The sequence below is a fragment of the Jatrophihabitans sp. genome, from assembly GCF_036389215.1.
Taxonomy (GTDB): Bacteria; Actinomycetota; Actinomycetes; order Mycobacteriales; family Jatrophihabitantaceae; genus Jatrophihabitans_A.
In genome coordinates this window covers 1-17652 of sequence record NZ_DASVQG010000302.1, presented here as the reverse complement: position 1 = coordinate 17652, position 17652 = coordinate 1, and the positions used below count along the sequence as shown (strand labels likewise).

The 17652-nt window shown below is 69.1% G+C and carries 19 protein-coding genes; 11 read left to right on the top strand and 8 right to left on the bottom strand.

Translation table 11 applies throughout. The features are described from left to right. Positions 1-404 (bottom strand): DUF4383 domain-containing protein (locus VF542_RS17210; protein ID WP_408652921.1); only part of this gene is annotated, 404 nt, incomplete at its 3' end. 261 nt (positions 405-665) lie between these two features. Here VF542_RS17210 and yidD point away from each other — a divergent pair. From yidD to VF542_RS17185, 5 genes are all read left to right on the top strand, one after another. After that, complete coding sequence (gene yidD / locus VF542_RS17205; protein WP_408652920.1) at positions 666-1223, top strand: membrane protein insertion efficiency factor YidD; 558 nt, start codon at positions 666-668, stop codon at positions 1221-1223. Between the two features lie 414 nt (positions 1224-1637). Continuing rightward, on the top strand, positions 1638-2522 hold the full coding sequence (locus VF542_RS17200; protein WP_408652919.1) for a hypothetical protein: 885 nt from the start codon (positions 1638-1640) through the stop codon (positions 2520-2522). Positions 2523-2560: 38 nt separating this feature from the next. Then, positions 2561-2968 carry a phage holin family protein gene (locus VF542_RS17195; RefSeq protein WP_408652922.1) on the top strand — a complete coding sequence of 136 codons (408 nt, stop codon included), beginning with the start codon at positions 2561-2563 and terminating at the stop codon, positions 2966-2968. Next, a complete protein-coding gene (locus VF542_RS17190) occupies positions 2965-3576 on the top strand; it encodes a DUF3618 domain-containing protein (RefSeq protein WP_408652918.1) in 612 nt (203 codons plus the stop codon). Before VF542_RS17195 ends, VF542_RS17190 begins: the two co-directional genes overlap by 4 nt. 60 nt (positions 3577-3636) lie before the next feature. Then, on the top strand, positions 3637-4137 hold the full coding sequence (locus tag VF542_RS17185; protein ID WP_408652917.1) for a hemerythrin domain-containing protein: 501 nt from the start codon (positions 3637-3639) through the stop codon (positions 4135-4137). Here the strand turns inward: VF542_RS17185 and VF542_RS17180 are convergent. Together VF542_RS17180 and VF542_RS17175 are read right to left on the bottom strand one after the other, a co-directional pair. Beyond that, the gene (locus tag VF542_RS17180; RefSeq protein ID WP_408652916.1) at positions 4130-4915 is read right to left on the bottom strand and encodes an alpha/beta fold hydrolase; all 786 of its coding nucleotides are present in this window, start codon (positions 4913-4915) and stop codon (positions 4130-4132) included. The two genes, VF542_RS17185 and VF542_RS17180, sit on opposite strands and share 8 nt — an antisense overlap. Before the next feature lie 9 nt (positions 4916-4924). After that, a complete protein-coding gene (locus tag VF542_RS17175) occupies positions 4925-6649 on the bottom strand; it encodes a serine/threonine-protein kinase (protein WP_408652915.1) in 1725 nt (574 codons plus the stop codon). 269 nt (positions 6650-6918) lie between these two features. On the opposite strand from VF542_RS17175, the gene VF542_RS17170 reads away from it, so the two are divergent. After that, entirely contained in the window at positions 6919-7728 is an 810-nt protein-coding gene (locus VF542_RS17170) for an ANTAR domain-containing protein (RefSeq protein WP_408652914.1), read from the top strand. Then, entirely contained in the window at positions 7725-7976 is a 252-nt protein-coding gene (locus VF542_RS17165; protein ID WP_408652913.1) for a hypothetical protein, read from the top strand. Before VF542_RS17170 ends, VF542_RS17165 begins: the two co-directional genes overlap by 4 nt. 6 nt (positions 7977-7982) lie before the next feature. Here the strand turns inward: VF542_RS17165 and VF542_RS17160 are convergent, their stop codons facing one another. Continuing rightward, complete coding sequence (locus VF542_RS17160) at positions 7983-8723, bottom strand: ANTAR domain-containing protein (RefSeq protein WP_408652912.1); 741 nt, start codon at positions 8721-8723, stop codon at positions 7983-7985. Between the two features lie 216 nt (positions 8724-8939). Continuing rightward, positions 8940-9122 carry a hypothetical protein gene (locus tag VF542_RS17155; protein WP_408652911.1) on the bottom strand — a complete coding sequence of 61 codons (183 nt, stop codon included), beginning with the start codon at positions 9120-9122 and terminating at the stop codon, positions 8940-8942. A gap of 380 nt (positions 9123-9502) precedes the next feature. On the opposite strand from VF542_RS17155, the gene VF542_RS17150 reads away from it, so the two are divergent. The 3 genes from VF542_RS17150 (at position 9503) to VF542_RS17140 (ending at position 13836) form a co-directional block, all read left to right on the top strand. Next, a complete protein-coding gene (locus tag VF542_RS17150; RefSeq protein ID WP_408652910.1) occupies positions 9503-10624 on the top strand; it encodes a spore photoproduct lyase family protein in 1122 nt (373 codons plus the stop codon). 179 nt (positions 10625-10803) lie between these two features. After that, complete coding sequence (locus VF542_RS17145; RefSeq protein WP_408652909.1) at positions 10804-11424, top strand: peptidoglycan-binding protein; 621 nt, start codon at positions 10804-10806, stop codon at positions 11422-11424. Between the two features lie 6 nt (positions 11425-11430). Beyond that, positions 11431-13836, top strand: coding sequence for a hypothetical protein (locus VF542_RS17140; RefSeq protein ID WP_408652908.1), 2406 nt, complete (start codon positions 11431-11433; stop codon positions 13834-13836). 54 nt (positions 13837-13890) lie between these two features. On the opposite strand, the gene VF542_RS17135 is transcribed toward VF542_RS17140, so the two are convergent. From VF542_RS17135 to VF542_RS17125, 3 genes are all read right to left on the bottom strand, one after another. After that, positions 13891-14868 (bottom strand): DUF3500 domain-containing protein, encoded by a 978-nt coding sequence (locus VF542_RS17135; protein ID WP_408652907.1) that lies wholly within the window; start codon positions 14866-14868, stop codon positions 13891-13893. 23 nt (positions 14869-14891) lie between these two features. After that, positions 14892-15266: an MmcQ/YjbR family DNA-binding protein gene (locus VF542_RS17130; RefSeq protein ID WP_408652906.1), complete on the bottom strand. Its 375-nt coding sequence runs from the start codon at positions 15264-15266 to the stop codon at positions 14892-14894. A 107-nt stretch (positions 15267-15373) separates the two neighbouring features. Next, positions 15374-16237, bottom strand: a complete 864-nt coding sequence (locus VF542_RS17125) for a class I SAM-dependent methyltransferase (protein ID WP_408652905.1) — start codon at positions 16235-16237, stop codon at positions 15374-15376. Between the two features lie 194 nt (positions 16238-16431). Between VF542_RS17125 and VF542_RS17120 the strand changes: the two genes are divergently transcribed. Next, positions 16432-17334, top strand: a complete 903-nt coding sequence (locus tag VF542_RS17120; RefSeq protein WP_408652904.1) for a twin-arginine translocation signal domain-containing protein — start codon at positions 16432-16434, stop codon at positions 17332-17334. Positions 17335-17652 lie beyond the last annotated feature (318 nt).

Genomic DNA, 17652 nt, shown 5'->3' with positions numbered 1-17652 from the left:
CGGGTCGTTCCCGTCGAGGCGGCGGCGGACCGACGGCTGAGCAGGACGCCGAGCGCGATCATGCCCAGGCCCAGCAAGAAGTGCAGCCAGTCGTCGGCGCTGTTCACCGGCACGAAGTTGGCGCTGGAGTCCTTGTCGATGACCAGGCCGTAGAGCCACAGCACCAGGTAGATGACACCGCCACCGACCAGGTACAGGTAGGCGGTGCGAGCCTGTCGAGCCATCGCGATACCTGCGATGCCGAACAGCAGGTGGACGATGTTGTGCAGCACCGAGACCTGGAAGATGCCCAGCAGCTTGGCCCCCGAGTCGTGGCTGGCAAAGCTCATGTCGCTGTAGTGGTTCGTGATACCCGGGATGAATCCCAGCACGCCCACCAGGAGGAATACTGCGCCGACCGCCATCGCGGCCTTCTGTATATCGGTGCGTGCATCGGTTTCGGTACCGGAATTGAATCTTGTCACTTCGTTCGCCCCCGTGCGGTTGAGGCATCAGTGGCGGCGGAGTCAGCTGCAGCTTCGCGGTGGACTCCGTCCGCCGGCTACTTGCCGAGCCAGTATTCGACCATATTCCTGCAGTTCGAGGATTGCAATCTGGGCGAAGTCGAGAGGGTGCGGTCATATGGTGCATGTCGTTTCGCCCGGCCGGTGAGGTACGTTCCGAAGATGGTGTTCATCGGGGGATGGCGATCGGGCCGGCGCGGCTACGGGCCGTACGGCGGTTATGGACGCGGCTACCGGCGTGGCTACGGCCCCGGCTACGGCGGCAGCTCTTGCATGCGCGACATCTGCCTGATCGAGTCGGGTTGCTGCCTGGCCGAGTCGCTCGGCTGCGGGCCGCAGCTGACGCTGGTCGCGCCGTCGCTGGTGCGTCGTTCGGCCCGGGCTGCCCGGGAGTCCCGAGCTGCGCGGGAGCCCAGTGCTGTCGGGGAACACGGTGCCGTCGGGGAACACGGTGCTGTCGGGGAACACGGTGCCGCCGGTTCCCAACCCGGCCCGTCCGGCTGGCTGCTCGCCTTCGCGCTGGCCGCGATCCGGCTGTACCAGCAGGAGATCAGCCCGCGGCGCCGGCCTTGCTGCCGCTTCAGTCCGACCTGTTCGCACTACGCAGCCCAGGCTTTGCAGCAGCACGGACTGCGCCGCGGACTGTGGTTGACGGCCCGCCGGTTGCTGCGTTGCCGCCCCGGATCAGCGGGCGGCAGCGACCCGGTGCCACCGATGTGAAGGTGGCGCGAGCCCACGGCCGACCCGGCCTAAGTGATCACTGCGATTGCGCCGGTTACTGAGCGCACCGTACAATCATGCCTAGTGGAGTGCCTTTGGCCTGCGCGTGGCTCAATCACGAGCCGCTTCGATGCTCAGCTGGGCGTCTACTGATATCCCGCCTGGATGAGCTGGAGACAGACCTCGGGCTACCGAAGATGATGAGCGAATGTGAGCGCCGCAAGCTCCCGTCCACCCGGACGGGGACCGAAGCTGCGCTGATTGCTCGTCCCGAGCTGGCCCTGGTAGCCGGCCACGCGATGCTGAACCCGAATGTCCGCTGTCTGATGCGGTAGCTGTACCGCTGGCGGAGCCTCCGCCCGTACGTCGCGCTGAGACCACAGCGCTCGCTCTGTCGAACTCGAGGAGTTCATCATGACCGAGGAATACACCCCGCCATACACCTCAACGCCGCTGGCCACCGAAGGCGTCGCCGTTCCGGTGGCCGGCACCACCCCGCCTGTGGTCGGTTACTCCACTCCGCCGGTAGCCGGCGCCACCGAGTCCGGCGGAACCCAGGGTGGCACCGTCGACGTGGCCAAGGGCCAAGCCGCCGAGGTGACCCAGGGTGCGGTGCAGGCAGGCCAGCACGTGGCCGGCGTCGCCAAGGAACAGGCCGCCAATGTCGGCGCCGAAGCCGGCCGCCAGGCCAAGGACCTGTTTGCGCAGGCGACTTCGGAAGTCAGCCAGCAGGCCACCCAGCAGCAGCAGCGGCTCGCCCAGGGCGTCCGCTCGCTCAGCGAGGAACTGCACAAGCTGACCCAGCCCGGCGAGCAGGCGTCCGGACCGGCCGCCGACCTTGCCCGGCAGGGTGCCGAGCGCGCCAGGGACCTCGCGTCCTGGCTGGAGCAGCGTGAGCCCGGTGACCTGCTCCAGGAGGTCAAGACCTTCGCCCGGCAGCGTCCCGGCATGTTCCTGATGCTCGCGGCCGGTGCCGGCCTGTTGGCCGGGCGGATGACCCGCGGCCTGAAGGAGACCGCCTCCGACCAGGCTGAGGCGCAGCAGGGCTACAGCGAGTACGGCACGCCGACCCAGTACGGCTCGGGCGTGCAGTACGGCGCTGGAACCCAGTACGGCACCGGCGCGCAGTACGGGACCGGCGCGCAGTACGGGACCGGCGCGCAGTACGGCGAGGAGGCCGGCGGCACGGTGGTGCTCGGCACGGTCGAGGAGATCGAGGTGGTCCGGCCCTACGCATCCAGTGAGGACGGCCCGACCGGATTCCCGACCGGCGGCGGTACCACGGGCGGCGCCCGGTGAGTACCTCCTACGAAGGCGCCACCAGCAGCAGCGCCAGCATCAGCGTCGGCACCAGCGCGCCCACCGAGCGGCCGTCGATCGGCGAGCTGCTCTCTGACATCAGCACCGACCTGAGCACCCTGATGCGCCAGGAGGTGGCACTGGCCAAGGCCGAGCTCACCCAGTCGGGCAAGCAGGCCGGCAAGGGCGCCGGCATGCTGGCCGGCGCCGGCGTCGCGGGGCACATGGTCCTGCTGTTCATCTCGATCGCGCTCTGGTGGGGGATCGGCAACTCGACCGGCCACGGCTGGTCCGCGCTGATCGTCGCCGCGATCTGGGCGATCATCGCCGCGGTCCTGGCCGCCATGGGCCGCAAAGAGATGAAGAACGTCACCGGTGTGCCGCGGACCACGGACACCGTCAAGAAGATTCCCAGCGCTGTCGCAGGAAACGAGGAGACCCGATGACGACGAGTAATGATCCAGACCAGATCCGCGCGGAGATCGAGCAGACCCGTGCCAACCTCTCCCACGACGTCAACACCCTCACCGACACGGTGACCCCGAGCCACGTGGCCCGGCGCCAGGTCGACAAGGCCAAGGGCGCCGTCACCGGCGTCAAGGAGCGGGTGATGGGCACCGCTGGCGACCTGCAGTCCAGCGCGTCGGACAAGGCCTCCAGCCTGACCGGCAAGGCATCCGACATGGGCAGTGCGGTGAGCGGTGCTCCGACCACCGTCAAGAACCGGGCCGCGGGCAACCCGTTGGCCGCCGGCCTGATCGCCGTCGGCGTCGGCTGGTTGGTCGGTTCGCTGCTGCCGGTCAGCGAGCGCGAGAAGCAGGCCGCCACCCAGGTCAAGGACCAGGTGAAGGAGACCGCCATGCCGGTGGTGAGCGATGCCGCCAAGGAGGTTGCCGAGAACCTCAAGCCGGCCGCCCAGGAAGCGGTCGAGTCGGTCAAGGAGACGGCGTCGGATGCTGCCACCACCGTGAAGGAAGAGGGCAAGTCCTCGGCGCAGGACGTCCAGGGACAGGCCGTCGACGCCAAGGACACCATCCAGGAAAGCCGCAGCTGAGTCAGCGGTCCGGCTGAACCGACCCGGTCGCGCCGCGCGGCCTTCGAAGAGAGAGGCTCTATGTCCAGCGATGCAATCGTGCTGCTGAAGGCTGACCACAAAGAGGTCAAGAGCGTCTTCAAGCAGTTCCAGCAGGCAGGCGAGGACGCCACCGCGAAAAAGGGCGACCTCGTCAAGAAGATGATCGAGCTGCTCACCGTTCACACCTACCTGGAGAACGAGCTGATCTATCCGGAGGTCCGCCGGCAACTCCCCGACCTCGAGGACGATGTCCTGGAGTCCTACGAGGAGCATCACGTTGCCGACGTGCTGTGCCTGGAGCTGAGCACGATGAGCGCTGACCACGAGCGCTTCGATGCTAAGACGACGGTGCTGATCGAGAACGTCCTGCACCACATCGAGGAAGAAGAGCAGGAGTGGTTTCCCCAGGTACGCAAGGGGATGTCACGCAAGCAGCTGGCCGAACTCGGCGAGCGGATGCAGGAAATGCGCCAGACGGCGCCGCGTAGCCCGGTTCAGCCGAAGGCGATGAAGAAGACCCTCGACGCGGTCGTCAAGTAGTGCTCGCCCAGCCGCCGTCCCCGGCGGCTGGGCTCGTCCAGGCCAGCACCGCCGCACGCAGCGCGGTGTCGGCCTGGACCGGAAAGGGAAAGCAGGCGTTGTGCGCGCCCGGCAGCACGGCGCACCGCCCGGCCGCCAGGGTGGCCAGGTGGTGCGCCCACGCCGGCGGCGCGAAGCCGTCGCGTTCGCCGGTCACCGTGAGCACCGGTATCGCAAGCTCGCCAACCAGGTCCTCAGGACGGTCACGCAGCCCGTCCAGCAGCAGCCGGAGCACGCCGTGGCCGCCGCTGTGCAGGTAGGACGGCAGGACGGCCGGTAACTCCCCGGGCCGCTCGTGCGCCAGCGTGATGGCTGCCCGCCGCAGCAGCGTCGCCACGCCACGTGCCGCCGGGTCGAACGTCGGGCCGGCCAGCACCACCCCGACCAGCCGGGCAGGGGCCAGCAGCGCCGTCCGGATCGCCGCCTGGGCGCCGGTGGAATGACCCACCAGGACGACGCCTCGCCGGTCCTGCTCGACCAGCCACCGAGCCGCTGCCGCGCCGATCCCCGCCACCGTCGGATGGCACGCCGTTGCCCGGCCCCAGCGCCATCCGGGCAGGTCGAGCACGCTCACCCGGGTCCAGGTCCCGATCTGGCGAGCCCAGGGCGCGAGGTACCCCGGCGCGCCCAGGCCCGGCACCATCACGACCTCAGGCAGGGCGGTCGGCGTCCCCGTGCTGAGCGACCGCATTCCGCGGCCGTCGATGCTGCCGGCTTCGACCCGCCAGCCCGCTCGCATCTGCCCGGCTCAGCTCTGGCTGTTGATCTTGAGGACGCCGCCCTCGGAAACCAGGCCGAACGTGTTGCGCTCCGTGACGCGCCGGCCGTCCTTGTAGACGTAACTGACGGTGGCCTGGACGGTGCCCGGCGGGATTCCGACGACATTGCTGACCGAGACCCGGCGGATACTGCCCCAGTAGGCGTCGTAACTCTGCCGGCCGCCGGCCCGGCCGTTCTGGAACGACTCGGTCAGCCGCGACCAGGCCGCGTCGGTGTTCCCGGGCAGCAGGCCGTAGTAGTCCCGGACCGCTCCGGCCAGCTGGGACGCGGTCGGCGCACCGCTGACCGGTGAGGTGCTGGTCGCCGGCGAGCTGGCGGCCGAGGACCGGCTGGCCGTCGTGCTGGGCGCGGAGGAGGTCGGCCGGGCTGTGCTGCGCGGTGGCGTGCTGGAGGCGACGGTGGTGCTCGGCTGGCTGCTGGTGCGCTGGCTGCTGCTGCTGGTGGTCGGCGGCGTCGCGGTGTTGTTCTGATCCCGGTTGTTCACCAGCACGATCCCGATGACGATGGCGCCGATCAGCAGCGCGGCCGTCGCGAAGATGGCCAGCAAGCCGGTCGAGCGGCGCCCGTCGTCCGGGTCATCATCGTCCCGGGAGACGTCGTGAACGGGGCGAGAGGGCCCGCCGGGCAGTGCGGTCGTTGCGGCTGCCGACTGGCGGCCGTGCAAGCCGGCCGGCTCCATCCGCTCGGTCGGGCCGCCCTCGGCGGCCGAGGCCGCAGCGGTGGACTGCGCCAACGGGGCCGCCACCGGGGCGACCGCGGCGGGCTCCGCGGGTCCCGGTTTGACGGCCGCCCGCTCCTCCGGCTGCAGCGGCGGTGGCTTGATCGGCGGCGGTGAGCTCAGTGGCAGGGTGGCTACCGCGGTGACGGCCGCGGAATCGCTGTGCAGCGCTGTCAGGGTGTGTTGGACGTCGATCATCGGTGGCCGGTGCGCCGGGTCCGCGGCCAGCATCCGCAGCAGCAGCGGGGTCAGCGGGCCGCTGCGCTGGGGCGGGTTCACCTGCCCGGAGGCGACCCGGTGCAGCACCGCCATCGGATTCTGGTCCGTTCCGAACGGCGGGGTGCCCTCGGTGGCGGCGTACAGGGTGGCGCCGAGGGAGAAGACGTCCGAGGCGAAGCCGGATTCGGCACCGCGCGCAACCTCGGGCGCGAGGTAGGCGGGCGTGCCGGTGACCATGCCGGTAGAGGTCAGCGTGGTGTCACCCAGGGCATGCGAGATGCCGAAGTCGGTGATCTTGGCGCTGCCGTCCTCGGCGATCAGGACGTTGCCCGGCTTGACGTCGCGATGCACGATGCCGGCGGCGTGCGCGGCGGCCAGCGCCGAGGCGACCTCGCCACCGATCCGGGCTGCCTCGGTGGGCGGTACCGGTCCGCGCTCGTTCACGATGGTCTGCAGGCTGGTCGAGGGGAGGTACTGCATGATCATGCAGGGCTGGCCCTCGAACTCGACGACGTCATACACCGGCACCGCGTGCGGATGGTGCAGCCGGGCGGTGATCCGGGCTTCGCGCATCGCCCGCCGGCCGATCAATTCGGCTTCGGAGTCGCTGAGGCCGGGCTGCGGGCGCAGCTGCTTGAGAGCCACCGGGCGCTGCAGCAGCTCGTCCCAGGCTTGCCAGACGATTCCCATGCCGCCGCTGGCAATGCGGTTCACCAACCGGTAGCGCCCGGCGATGAGTCCGTCAGGCCCACTCACTGGCAACCCCCTCACGTCGCTCGCCACCGGTGCCCTGTAGCACCGACCCTACCGACACTGCCGGTTGCAGGGCGAAACCCCACGAAAAGTTGCCGCCGCCGCTGCCCTGCCAGGCTGCCGCCGCCGGGTGGTCGACCGGATGCCGGGATGGGTGGATCATGGACACTGACGGGGCTCCGGCAGCGGGCGGTCGTCGGCTTGGCAGCGGCGCGATCGAGTGGACGTTCCATTCACGGGGTCGCTGGTTGATTCTGACGAGGTGCGGGCGCATGAGCGCGGATGACCGATGGGCGCGGTTGGTGGCGATTGAGGGCGAACCGGCCCCCGCGGATCGGCAGGCGTTGTTGCAGGACGTCCTCGCGCTCGGTCTGGACGAGGTGGCCCCCGGCGTCCTGGGGTGCAGCATCACCGAGGCCGGCTCGGCCGGCGGGCGCAGCACGGCCGTCTCCAACGCGCTGGCGGCGAGCCTCGACCAGGCGCAGCTCGATGCCGGTGACGGACCGTGCCTGAGGGCCGCCCGGGCCCAACAACAGCAGCAACTCGACGTCATAGCCGGCGATGACAGCTTCGCCTCGTTCGCGGCCGCGGCCGGCCGGCATGGGGTACGCAGCTCGTTGTCGCTGCCGGTTCCAGGCACCGCGACGCCGACGTCGCTGAACATGTACGCCGGACAGCCCGATGCCTTCACCGCCGAGCGGTCCCAGGCGATTGCCGGGCTGCTCGCCCGTTGTACCGCCACCCTGCTCGGGGCACCGCGGGAAGCGGCGCCGCTGAACGTGTCCACCGCGGCCCTGGAGGACGCGCTGGCGCGCCGGAACATCGTGCTGGAGGCCAAGCGGCGGCTGGCGGCCCGGGCGGATCTCACCGAACCCGAGGCGTTCCGGCGGTTGGCCCGGTGGTCCCAGATCGAGTGCTGCAGCATCCTGGAAGTGGCCCACAAGGTTCTCGACGGCCAGGCGCCACCGGAAGAGCGCGACCAGGCAACACCCGACGGGCAGGCAGCACCGGAAGAGCGCGAGCAGGCAGCATCCGAACAGCGCCAGGCAGCACCCGAACAGCGCGACCAGGAGGAGAGATGACTCACACTGCCGGCCTAAGCCTTGAGGTGGGGCTGGACCTGTCCGGCATGTCGATGAACGAGCTGTGGCTCCGGCAGGTGTCTGTCGGCGGCACAGCCGGCAGCCTGGAGACCGAGGCCTACCTCCTCGGTCTGCTCACTCCGGACCCGTACCAGTACGACCTGCTCGCCCAGGCCCTGAACGAGCACTTCGTCGAGCTCGGCCAGGACCATCCGGTCGGCTACTGGGATGCCAGCGTCAGACGCTGAACTCAGTCAGCTCTTGGCAGGGATGCTCAGCGAGCCGGTGAAGATCACGTCGTTGGCGATGTCGCGCAGCTTCCGATGGCCGTGCTGGCTCGCGGTTCGCAGCATGGTGAAGGCCTGATCCTGAGTCACCAGGTGGGCATTCATCAGAATGCCGATCGCGGTGCCTATGTCACGGTTGCTGTGCAGGGCGATCTCCAGATTCGCCACCTGAGTGAGCGCCTTGGCCAACCGCCGCTCGGCCTGGAGCAGCTCGGTGGCCAGCGAGATCAGGTACTGCGCGGGCTCGAGGTGACAGGAGTCGGCTCGGCGGTTGGTGAACTGGCAACTGAACGCGCCTATCGGGACCTCGTCATCGGCTGCCTGGCTGGCAACCGCGCCGATCGGCAGGACGAACCAGTCCGCACCCGCCAGCGGTGCGCCGTCACCGGCCAGCAGCTGCCTGGCTCCCGGCGACAGCGACGGCTGCTCATTGACAACGTCGTCGCCACCCGCCGAGCACGATGACCGCAGAACCCGCACCGAGGTGCCGGTCAACAATTCGACGGTGCAGGAGGTAGCCGAGTGCTCGGCGTAGGCGCTGACCAGCGATCCGAAGACCTTCTCCGGGTCGGCTGATCGAACCAGGTCGGCGGAAACTTTCTTGATCAGGGCGACCGGGTCGAATCCAGTGCTGGTCGGCGCGCTGACACGTACGCCGTTGGGGGTGCCGTTAGGGGACGAAACGCTCGATGCTTCAAGGGTGTCCATTCCGGTCGGAACGTTTGTGGTCGAGCGGAATGTGGATGATGACGTGATAGTCATGACGGTGCTCCGAAGTATCGGAGTAATTGCGGACTGCTCAAGCGACTGAACTCAGACCGCGAGGCTCTTATCCAAACCTGGCGTCAGTGTAGCGGATTCGATGTCGGCTGGTGGGCCAAATCTTGGCGTAATGCCGCCATCGGCGCACCAGGATGCTGGCCTTCACCGCTCCGGATCAGGCTCCGCCTCGGCCTGGTGCCGGCGCAGCCGGGCAACCAGTTCCTCGTTCGCACGGATCAGCTGTTGATTCCGCTCTCGGGCGCTGCGGGCTTCTTCGCGCATCAGTCGGGCGCGCACAACGGTGGCGGCGGCATCCTCGCTGTGGTGACGTGGCACTCGGGCCATGACAACTCCGGAATGGGGTGCCGGCCCGTCCCCTGCTGACGAAAGGCAAGCTGGCGTCTTCAGCCTAGTCCCTGTGCCAGTCCCTGCCCGGGGCGCTCGCGGCCTGCGCGTTGCCTTCAGGACGTGGGCAGCTCGCCGGTGGTGGCGAGCTCGCCGGCGATGTCACGGAGCTCGAGTGCAGTTGTTGCACTGTCCGGCAAGTCACCACGAGCGGAAGCGGAGGTTAACCGGGGGGTACATCCCGGCAATATGGCGCCTCGACGGCTGGCTCATGGCGACCCGGTGGCGGGGTTCGTGGCGGCCCGGTGGCGGGGTTTGTGGCGGCCCGGTGGCGGAAGTTCGGGATGGCCGGCGGTGTTGTGCCATTGATGTCGAACACCATGAGATCCACCAGCGAAATCAGCACCGAATCCACCACCGCACTCGTTGCCGCGAGCCGCACCTGGACGCCGAAGCGGGTGCTCGTCACCCGGTCGGCAGTCGGCCTGCCGCACACCGCCGAGATCCTCCGCCGGTGCCAGGCGGCGGGTGTGAGCGATATCCAGCTGCTCACCGGTGACCGGTTGACCGGCCTGCGCGGTGAGTCCGAGCGGCAGGCCTACGCCCTGGCGAAATCCACCCTGGCGGTGGTCGTGGCGCCGCCGAGTGCGCTGAAGCCCCAGCCGATCCCGCCCAGTGCCGACTGGCGGATCGATCTGGCGCGCGGCTGCCCGGCGCACTGCCAGTACTGCTACCTGGCCGGATCGCTCGGCGGCCCTCCGATCACCAGGGTGTATGCCAACCTCGAGGACGTGTTGGCCGGCATCGGCAGCCACGCCGGGCGGGGCACCGTCACCACCGGCACCCTCGAACGGGGACATGAGGGCACCACGTTCGAGCTGTCCTGCTACACCGACCCGTTGGGCATCGAGCACCTCACCGGCTCGCTGGCGGCGGCGATCAGCAGGGCGGGCCGGGGCGAGTACGGCGAGGAGGTGCAGCTGCGATTCACCACCAAGTTCGACGCCGTGGCCGCCCTGGTCGACCTGCCGCACGGCGGGCGTACCCGCGCCAGGTTCTCCGTCAACGCCGCCGAGGTGGCGGACCGGTTCGAGGGCGGCACCGCCCGGATGCCGGCCCGGCTGGCCGCGTTGCGGTCGATGGCCGAGGCCGGTTACCGGGTGGGCCTGACCATCGCGCCGATCATGCCGGTCCCGGGCTGGCAGCAGGCGTACGGCGAGCTGCTCGACGAGGCCGCGGCCGCTGTCGCGGGCGTCGCCGACCTGGACCTGACGGTCGAACTCATCACGCACCGCTTCACGCCCGCCAGCCGGGACGTCCTGTTGCAGTGGTATCCACGCACCCGGCTGGAGATGGATCCCGATCAGCGCAGCGAGAAGCGGTCCAAGTTCGGCGGCGTGAAGTACGTCTACCCGCGCGAGGTGATGACCGGGATGCGCGGCTGGTTCGACACTGAGCTGGCCCACCGGTTGCCGCAGGCGCGAGTCCTGTACTGGACCTGAGACCGGCCCCGCGGCCGAGGTGTCCCCGTAACGGTTTCGCGTCCGCGTCGTTGTCCCTTCGCGGTGTCAGTAAGAAACCGTTCACCCGGTATGGAGTGCGGCCCGGAGCCAGAGTCGGGGCGGACTCCGGATCAAGCCGGGGACCGTCGAGGGCGCTGATGCGCGCAGAGGAGCTGAGAATGGCCGAGGAGTTGACCCCGATGTCGCGGGACGAACTGGCTGCCGAAGGCGCCACCGCACTTCCGGACAAGGAAGTCATGTCGCTGCTGGACCTCAATGCCAACCTCGACCTGGCCCTGGACGTCGCGGCGCCGATCGACCTCGCCGTCGGCGCGAACGCCAACATCGCGGCGCCGATCAACGCCTCGGTGGGTGCCAACGTGCTGTCCGTGGGCTCCACCGCCGGCGCCGAGGCGTTGCAGGCCGCGGAGATCCACCAGGGCATCACCGGCGACGCCACGGCGACCGCCGACCAGACCAGCGGCATCGACCAGACCGCCGCGCCGGCCGACACCACGGTTCCGGCACCGGTGACCAGCACGCCGACGGGCGCGCTCGATGGCAACCTGCTCAACGTCAACGTCGACCTCAACGGCGACCTCAACCTCACCGCGCCGATCGACGGGGCGGTCGCGGCCAACGTCAATGCCGCGGCGCCGATCGACGCCGCGGTGTCGGCCAACATCGGCTCGGTGGACTCGAGCGCGACGGCAATCTCGCAGCAGGCGGCCGTGATCACCCAGGACGTGTCCGGAGACGCCACCGCGACCGGCATCCAGGACTCGACGATCAACCAGTAACGGCGGATGAGCGTCGTGAGTGGCGGCGCCGCGGCCGGTCCGCCGGCCGCTCCTCCCCCCGAGGGCCGCTCGGTCGTTGCGGCGGAGGTTCCGGTGCCGGCAGCCGGTCTGCAGCTGATCGGACAGGCGCCGGGCTCGGGCTACCGCAAGCCACCCTCGCTGGTGCGCCGCGCCGACGGCCAGATGCTGCAGCTGACCGCACTGCTGTACCGAACGCTGGAAGCGGTCGACGGGCAGCGCGACTACGACGAGATCGCCGCACGCGTCAGCGCCGGCTCGGACCGCTCGATCACCGGCGACGACGCCCGGCTGCTGGTGGATTCCAAGCTGCGCCCGCTCGGCGTGGTGTGCCCGGCGGACGGCTCGCAACCGGTGGTGCTCAAGGCGAATCCGTTGCTGGGACTGAGGTTCCGGTGGGTGGTGTCCGATCCCGCGGTGACCCGGCGGGTCACCGCCCCGTTCGGCTGGCTGTTCCTGCCGCCGGTCGTGGCCGCGGTGCTGGTGGCGTTCGTCCTGGTGTGCAAGTGGGTGCTCTTCGACCGGGGACTGGCGCTGGCCGCCCACCAGGCCTTCGACCGGCCGGGGCTGCTGCTGGCCGTCTTCGCGATCACGGTGGTGTCGGCCGGCTTCCACGAGTTCGGACATGCCGCGGCCGCCCGGTACGGCGGTGCCACGCCGGGTGCGATGGGTGCCGGTCTGTACCTGGTCTGGCCGGCCTTCTACACCGACGTCACCGACAGCTACACCCTCGGCCGCGGCGGCCGGATCCGGACCGACCTCGGTGGGCTGTACTTCAACGCGCTGCTGTCGGTGGCGATGTTCGGGCTGTGGTGCGTGACCGGCTGGGACGCGGTGCTGCTGGTGATCGGCACCCAGCTGGTGCAGATGATCCGGCAGCTGCCGCCGCTGGTGCGCTTCGACGGCTACCACCTGCTTGCCGACATCACCGGGGTGCCGGACCTGTTCCACCGGATCAAGCCGACGCTGCTCGGGCTGCTGCCCAGCCGTTGGGGCAACGAGGAGTCCAAGGTCCTCAAGCCGTGGGCCAAGGTGGTCGTGACGCTGTGGGTACTGCTGGTCGTTCCGCTGCTGGCGCTGACCGTGCTGGTGACGGTGCTCAGCCTGCCCCGCATCATCGCCACCGCGGCGGTCAGCACCGGTCACCAGTTCAGCGCCATGCTCGATCGCTTCGCTGCCTTCGACGTGGTGGGCGGCCTGGTCAAGCTGCTCGCCGTGGTCGCCGTCGGGCTGCCGGTCCTCGGTATCTGCTACATGCTCGGTCGGTCGGTGCGGCAGCTGGCCGGCCGGGTGTGGCGCGGCACCGCGGGCAAGCCCGGTCAGCGGGCACTGGCCGGGCTGGTGGCGCTGGCGGTGGTGCTCGGGCTGGTGTTCGCCTGGTGGCCGCGGGGCAACTACCGCCCGATCCAGTCCTACGAGCGCGGCACCCTCGGCGAGGTGCTGCCCGCATCGTTGGCAGGCAGAGCCGTGCCGTCCGGGTTGCGGGAGGGCCGGCAGGCTTCAGCGACGACCAGCTGGCCCGCGTCCGCGGGTGCGCTGCCCACCGCGGACAAGCCGGCCCTGTCGCTGGTGCTGGTGCCACGTACCAGCACTGCGGACGGCAAGGTCGCCCCGACCTGGGTCTTTCCGTTCGACCGCCCGGCGGCTCCCGGACCGGGCGACAACCAGGCGCTCGCGGTCAACACCAGGGACGGGAGCGTCGTCTACGACGTCGCGTTCGCGCTGGTGTGGGCTGACCAGGACACGGTGCTGAACAAGAACGAGGCGTACGCCTTCGCCAGCTGCACCGCCTGCCGGGCCACCGCGATCAGCTTCCAGGTGGTGCTGATCCTGGGCAACGCACATGTGGTGGTGCCGCAGAACATCTCGGCAGCCGTCAACTACAACTGCCTGGCCTGCGTCACGCAGGCACTGGCGGTGCAGCTGGTGCTGAGCCTGCCCGGTGCGCCGAGCGCGGCCGAGACCGCTGACATCGATGCTCTGTGGCGTGAGATCCAGGCATTCGCCGGTCAGCTGGCCGGGCTGTCCTACGCCGAGATCCACGCGCGGCTGAGCGGGTACGAGCAGCGACTGGTCGACGTGATCACCAAGTACACGCCCCTTCCGGGAGTCAGCTCGGGTCCGCTTCCCAGCGGCAGCCCCACGGTCTCGCCGAGCGGTTCGCTCTCGGCACCGGGTGCTACCGACTCCAGCTCTGCCGGGACGGACCCGGCCGGCAGCTCGGTTGCCGGCTCGGCGTCGGCGGATAGCTCGCTCAGCCCGTCCGGCTCGGCTTCCCCGTCCGGCTCGGCTTCCCCGTCCGACTCGGCAACGGCGTCGGAGTCACCGTCGGAGCCGGCCACCTCCGCGGCCACCCCGGCGGAGTCGACCGCCTCGCCGACCTCGACGCCGTAGCGCGGGGCGCGTCAGCTCGTAGCGCGCGTCATACATCGGCCGCAACGGCGGCGGTCAGGACTGGTCGTCGGCGCCTTCGGCCGCCCGGTGCCGTTGCAGCACATCGTCGGAATCGATCGCGCCGGGACAGCGGCGCATCACGTTGTGCACGTGGTTGGCCTGGTCAGCAGCGTTCTCGTGCTCCATCAGATAGGAGCTGCCGGCTAGCCGGTAATAGTGCGGCAAACCTGGATCGGTGCTTCCTTCCCAGCTGAAACGCAACTGGTCGGCATCCAGGGCGGCTCGAAGCTCGCCGGCCAGCGGAGCGCTGAGTCGCGCCGAGTACAGGTCGAGCAGCGTCGAGAGCCTGCGGGCGGCAGTACCGTCGAAGGCCGCCACCGGAATTCCCCCGCGTAGCCGTTCCAGCTGGTCAGGCGGTAGCCGGGGATCGTGTCCTGAGTAGATGTCCGGCGGCGGCGAGGATGCGGTGATGAGTGCGGCGCGTTGCTCCGGCGGGAGCGCCACAGCCAGCTCCCGCGCCAGGTCGCCCTCACGCGCAAGCGGCGCGGTCACCACCCGTCCGGCGGCGGCGATCACCGCGGGATGGCAGCCGAGAAACAGCGGGTCCACGCTCACGTCATCGCCGCTCACCGTGACGTGCACGCAGGCATGGTGGCCTTCCAACCGCCAGTGCCAGGTTTCTTCCAGGTCGGGATTTCCGAAGATCAATACCCAGAAGTCTGTCGAATGCCGTCCCCTGCGGTGCCCCTCTCGCCGGTCCAGGACGTCCTCCAACGCCATGATGGTCGCCAGTTGCGCATGGCAGGCTTCGCTCAGCACGAGGGCGATCAGCCGGTGGACGAGCAGCCGTTGGGACCGGGTCATGTCGCCCATGACCAGGCCAGGCCGAGCACCGGGCAGGTACGTCCAGCGGTTCAGCATGGGGCTGTCGGAGGGGAACCCGATGGGTTCGCGGACCTGCCCGGCACCGTCGGCAAGCAGCCGCTGTGCCACCGCACGGAGGCCGGAGGCGGTCTTCGGATGAACAGCCATGTGACGAACGGTATCGGGAACCGTCAGCCAGGAAGGTTGTCGAGGTCGCCGACGAGAGTTTCCGGCGCGCGCATCCGCCACGCGTCGGTCACGAGCTCGCGCAGCCGCTTCACCTTCACCTCGGCCAGCCGCAGCATCACCAGCGGTAGCCCGTCGTAGGACGGTGTCGTGAAGAAGAGCTCCGGCTCGCCGAGGAGGAGGGCCTGCTTCTCGGCCTCGTCACCTACGTACAGCACCGCGATGTCCGTTCGGATGATCCGCCGCTGGCCCTGCTGGCGCTCGGGGTAGGACCAGACGAAACCCTTGTCGGCCACCCGGAAGTCGAAGCCGGCGCTCTCGATCTCGACCACGTGAGGCAGGGCCTGCGCAATGCGGCGCAGGTCGTCCGCATCAGCCATCGACACCCTCCCTGATCGCGTCGCCCAGTCGTCCGCGCGCCCGCCAGCGTATGCACTGGCTTCAGATTGCCCTGGCGAACCGCGCTGGAGGATCGTGCGCTGTCGCGTCAGCGCGTGCCGCTCGCATCCTGCTTCGTTCCCACGATGCACCGCGCCACGCCCGGAACCCGGATCATGCCGTCCCTCTCGAACGCGGTCACTTTCGCAATGGCGGCTGCCCGAATCCGCTCCCGCGCTGGTCCGTCTACCTGCTGAAGCGCCGCAGCCGCGAGTGAGACATGCTCGCTGATCATCGCCCAGTACTCCTCGGGCGATCGTGTCACGAGCTCGATGTCGACGTCCCACTCGTCAACGTCGCGCAGCCCCGCACCCTCATACAGGGCACTGACATATCCCGGCGCGGCGCACCGGAACATAGTCGGTCCGTTGGGGTCGGGTGGCGCCACCACCGCCTCGGTCGCGATTGCCTGCATCGCGATCGCCGTCCACGGGTTTTCCTCGGGCTTGACCCATACCGATGAGCAGAGGCGTCCGCCCGGCTTGAGCACGCGCGCGAACTCGGCCGTCGCCTTGGCCACGTCAGGGAAGAACATGTACCCGAAACGCACCGAGACGCTGTCGAACGTGGCGTCGTGGAACGGCAGATCGTCGGCGCTGCACACCTTCGTCTCGATGTTGGCGATCCCTTGCGCCCTGGCTCGTCGGGTGGCTATCTCCAGCATCTCCGCTACCAGATCGGTCAGCACGACGCGTCCCTTGGGAAGGAGTCTCGCGATGCTCAAGCCCGGCTCACCCGTGCCTGCGGCGATGTCGAGATGCTGATGATCCTCAGCGATGTCCAGACGCTCGATGATCGCCGCGCCGACCGGGCCCAGCTGATCCATGATGACCGAGTCCCACTTCTCCCAGCTCGCGGAGAGCCCCGCCCACCTCGCTCGCTGAGCGTCTCGGATCTCATCGGCGCTCGGCATCTTTTCCTCCCGCAAGCTAGGCACCACCGAACACGATGGCACTGCTTGTGAGGGAGTGCATAGTGGCCGCCGCGCAACACCGAGGTGGCTGTGCCCGTCGGCGGGGGCAGACCGATGGGTAGCTGCTGTTGTTGCGCCGCACCGGTCAAGGACTAGTGTTCCGTTTCTCCCCCACTTGGTAGGAAGGTCCCCCTATGCCCAGCTCCCGTGATATCGATCCCGCAGGTAACGCGCGGGGCATAGACCGGCGCCACTTCCTCCAGCTGCTCGGTGCCGGTGGTGCTGGCGTGGCTGGCCTGGGCGTCTTGAGCCTGCCGGGTGTCGCGTGGGCCGAGACGATGGATGCCATCACCTTGGGCGACCGGATCAACCAACTGGGAATCGCCTATCACGGCTCGTCCTACAACTGGGCCGGCAATTGCCAGGCCGCGCAGTTCTGGGCCGAACGGGCTGTGGGCCTCAGCGACTCGCAGATCCAGACCTACAGCACCGCCAGGGCCGCGTACTACGCCAGCAGCATCGCTTCCAAGGACATGGCCTCGGCCCCGGCCGGGTCGTTCTCCTACTACGACGCCTCCTCAGCCGGCCACGTCGTGACGAACATCGGCAACGGCTACTGCATCAACACCTCATCGCTGGCCGACGGGACCCACTACTACGAGTTCGGCCACGGGCTCTACATCAGCAGGCTGGCCGACTACAAGGGCGGTCCCTACCTCGGGTGGTCGTACAAGAACGGTTCGAACCCGCGAATCCCGGTCCAGGCGTGGACGCCCAACGGGAGCGGGGGCGGCACCACGTGGGCCTGGAACGCCCCGGACAGCTACACCCAAGCGCGCATCCAGAAGGCCTTGGCCGCCCGCGGCCGCTACTCGGGGCCGATCGACGGCGTGTGGGGCGTCAACTCGATCAAGGGTATTCAGATCACGTGCGCCAACGTCGGCTACACGGGCCCGATCGACGGCGTGCCCGGCCCGAACACCTGCCACTACGTGCAGGTCTACGCCCAGAGATTCGGTTCTTACACCGGACCTATCGACAGCATTCTCGGCCCGAACTCCTGGAACGGGTTCGCGCTCGGACTCGAACGCCCCTGACGTAAACCTGAGGCCGGAAGCACGGGGCGCCGCCGCTCGCTCACTGTGACTAAGCCATGCCGGCTCTCTCAGAGGTTCCTCTGATCGAGCACCTTACGAACTTCGACCCGATCGAACGGGCGATCGGTGTCGGTCCTAACGGCACGCCCGCTCGGTTCACGGGCAGGGAAGTGATTATTCGAGCCAGACGCGGTCGAGGATGGTCCCCGCATCATCCACTGCGACAAGTGAGACGACGTTCGCGGTCTCAGGGGTCCACAGCTGCTGGAACCGGCGCCGAATGGCGACCACATCTTGACCAGCCCGGTGTGCCCGATG

What these genes read in the sequence shown, in the direction of transcription:
- VF542_RS17170 (WP_408652914.1), top strand. Translation starts at nt 6,919, where the DNA reads ATGAGCGCGGATGACCGATGGGCGCGGTTGGTGGCGATTGAGGGCGAA.
- VF542_RS17135 (WP_408652907.1), bottom strand. Translation starts at nt 14,868, where the DNA reads ATGGCTGTTCATCCGAAGACCGCCTCCGGCCTCCGTGCGGTGGCACAG.
- VF542_RS17155 (WP_408652911.1), bottom strand. Translation starts at nt 9,122, where the DNA reads ATGGCCCGAGTGCCACGTCACCACAGCGAGGATGCCGCCGCCACCGTT.
- VF542_RS17120 (WP_408652904.1), top strand. Translation starts at nt 16,432, where the DNA reads ATGCCCAGCTCCCGTGATATCGATCCCGCAGGTAACGCGCGGGGCATA.
- VF542_RS17200 (WP_408652919.1), top strand. Translation starts at nt 1,638, where the DNA reads ATGACCGAGGAATACACCCCGCCATACACCTCAACGCCGCTGGCCACC.
- VF542_RS17125 (WP_408652905.1), bottom strand. Translation starts at nt 16,237, where the DNA reads ATGCCGAGCGCCGATGAGATCCGAGACGCTCAGCGAGCGAGGTGGGCG.
- VF542_RS17185 (WP_408652917.1), top strand. Translation starts at nt 3,637, where the DNA reads ATGTCCAGCGATGCAATCGTGCTGCTGAAGGCTGACCACAAAGAGGTC.
- VF542_RS17140 (WP_408652908.1), top strand. Translation starts at nt 11,431, where the DNA reads ATGAGCGTCGTGAGTGGCGGCGCCGCGGCCGGTCCGCCGGCCGCTCCT.
- VF542_RS17160 (WP_408652912.1), bottom strand. Translation starts at nt 8,723, where the DNA reads ATGGACACCCTTGAAGCATCGAGCGTTTCGTCCCCTAACGGCACCCCC.
- VF542_RS17180 (WP_408652916.1), bottom strand. Translation starts at nt 4,915, where the DNA reads ATGCGAGCGGGCTGGCGGGTCGAAGCCGGCAGCATCGACGGCCGCGGA.
- VF542_RS17150 (WP_408652910.1), top strand. Translation starts at nt 9,503, where the DNA reads ATGAGATCCACCAGCGAAATCAGCACCGAATCCACCACCGCACTCGTT.
- yidD (WP_408652920.1), top strand. Translation starts at nt 666, where the DNA reads ATGGTGTTCATCGGGGGATGGCGATCGGGCCGGCGCGGCTACGGGCCG.
- VF542_RS17190 (WP_408652918.1), top strand. Translation starts at nt 2,965, where the DNA reads ATGACGACGAGTAATGATCCAGACCAGATCCGCGCGGAGATCGAGCAG.
- VF542_RS17130 (WP_408652906.1), bottom strand. Translation starts at nt 15,266, where the DNA reads ATGGCTGATGCGGACGACCTGCGCCGCATTGCGCAGGCCCTGCCTCAC.
- VF542_RS17145 (WP_408652909.1), top strand. Translation starts at nt 10,804, where the DNA reads ATGGCCGAGGAGTTGACCCCGATGTCGCGGGACGAACTGGCTGCCGAA.
- VF542_RS17165 (WP_408652913.1), top strand. Translation starts at nt 7,725, where the DNA reads ATGACTCACACTGCCGGCCTAAGCCTTGAGGTGGGGCTGGACCTGTCC.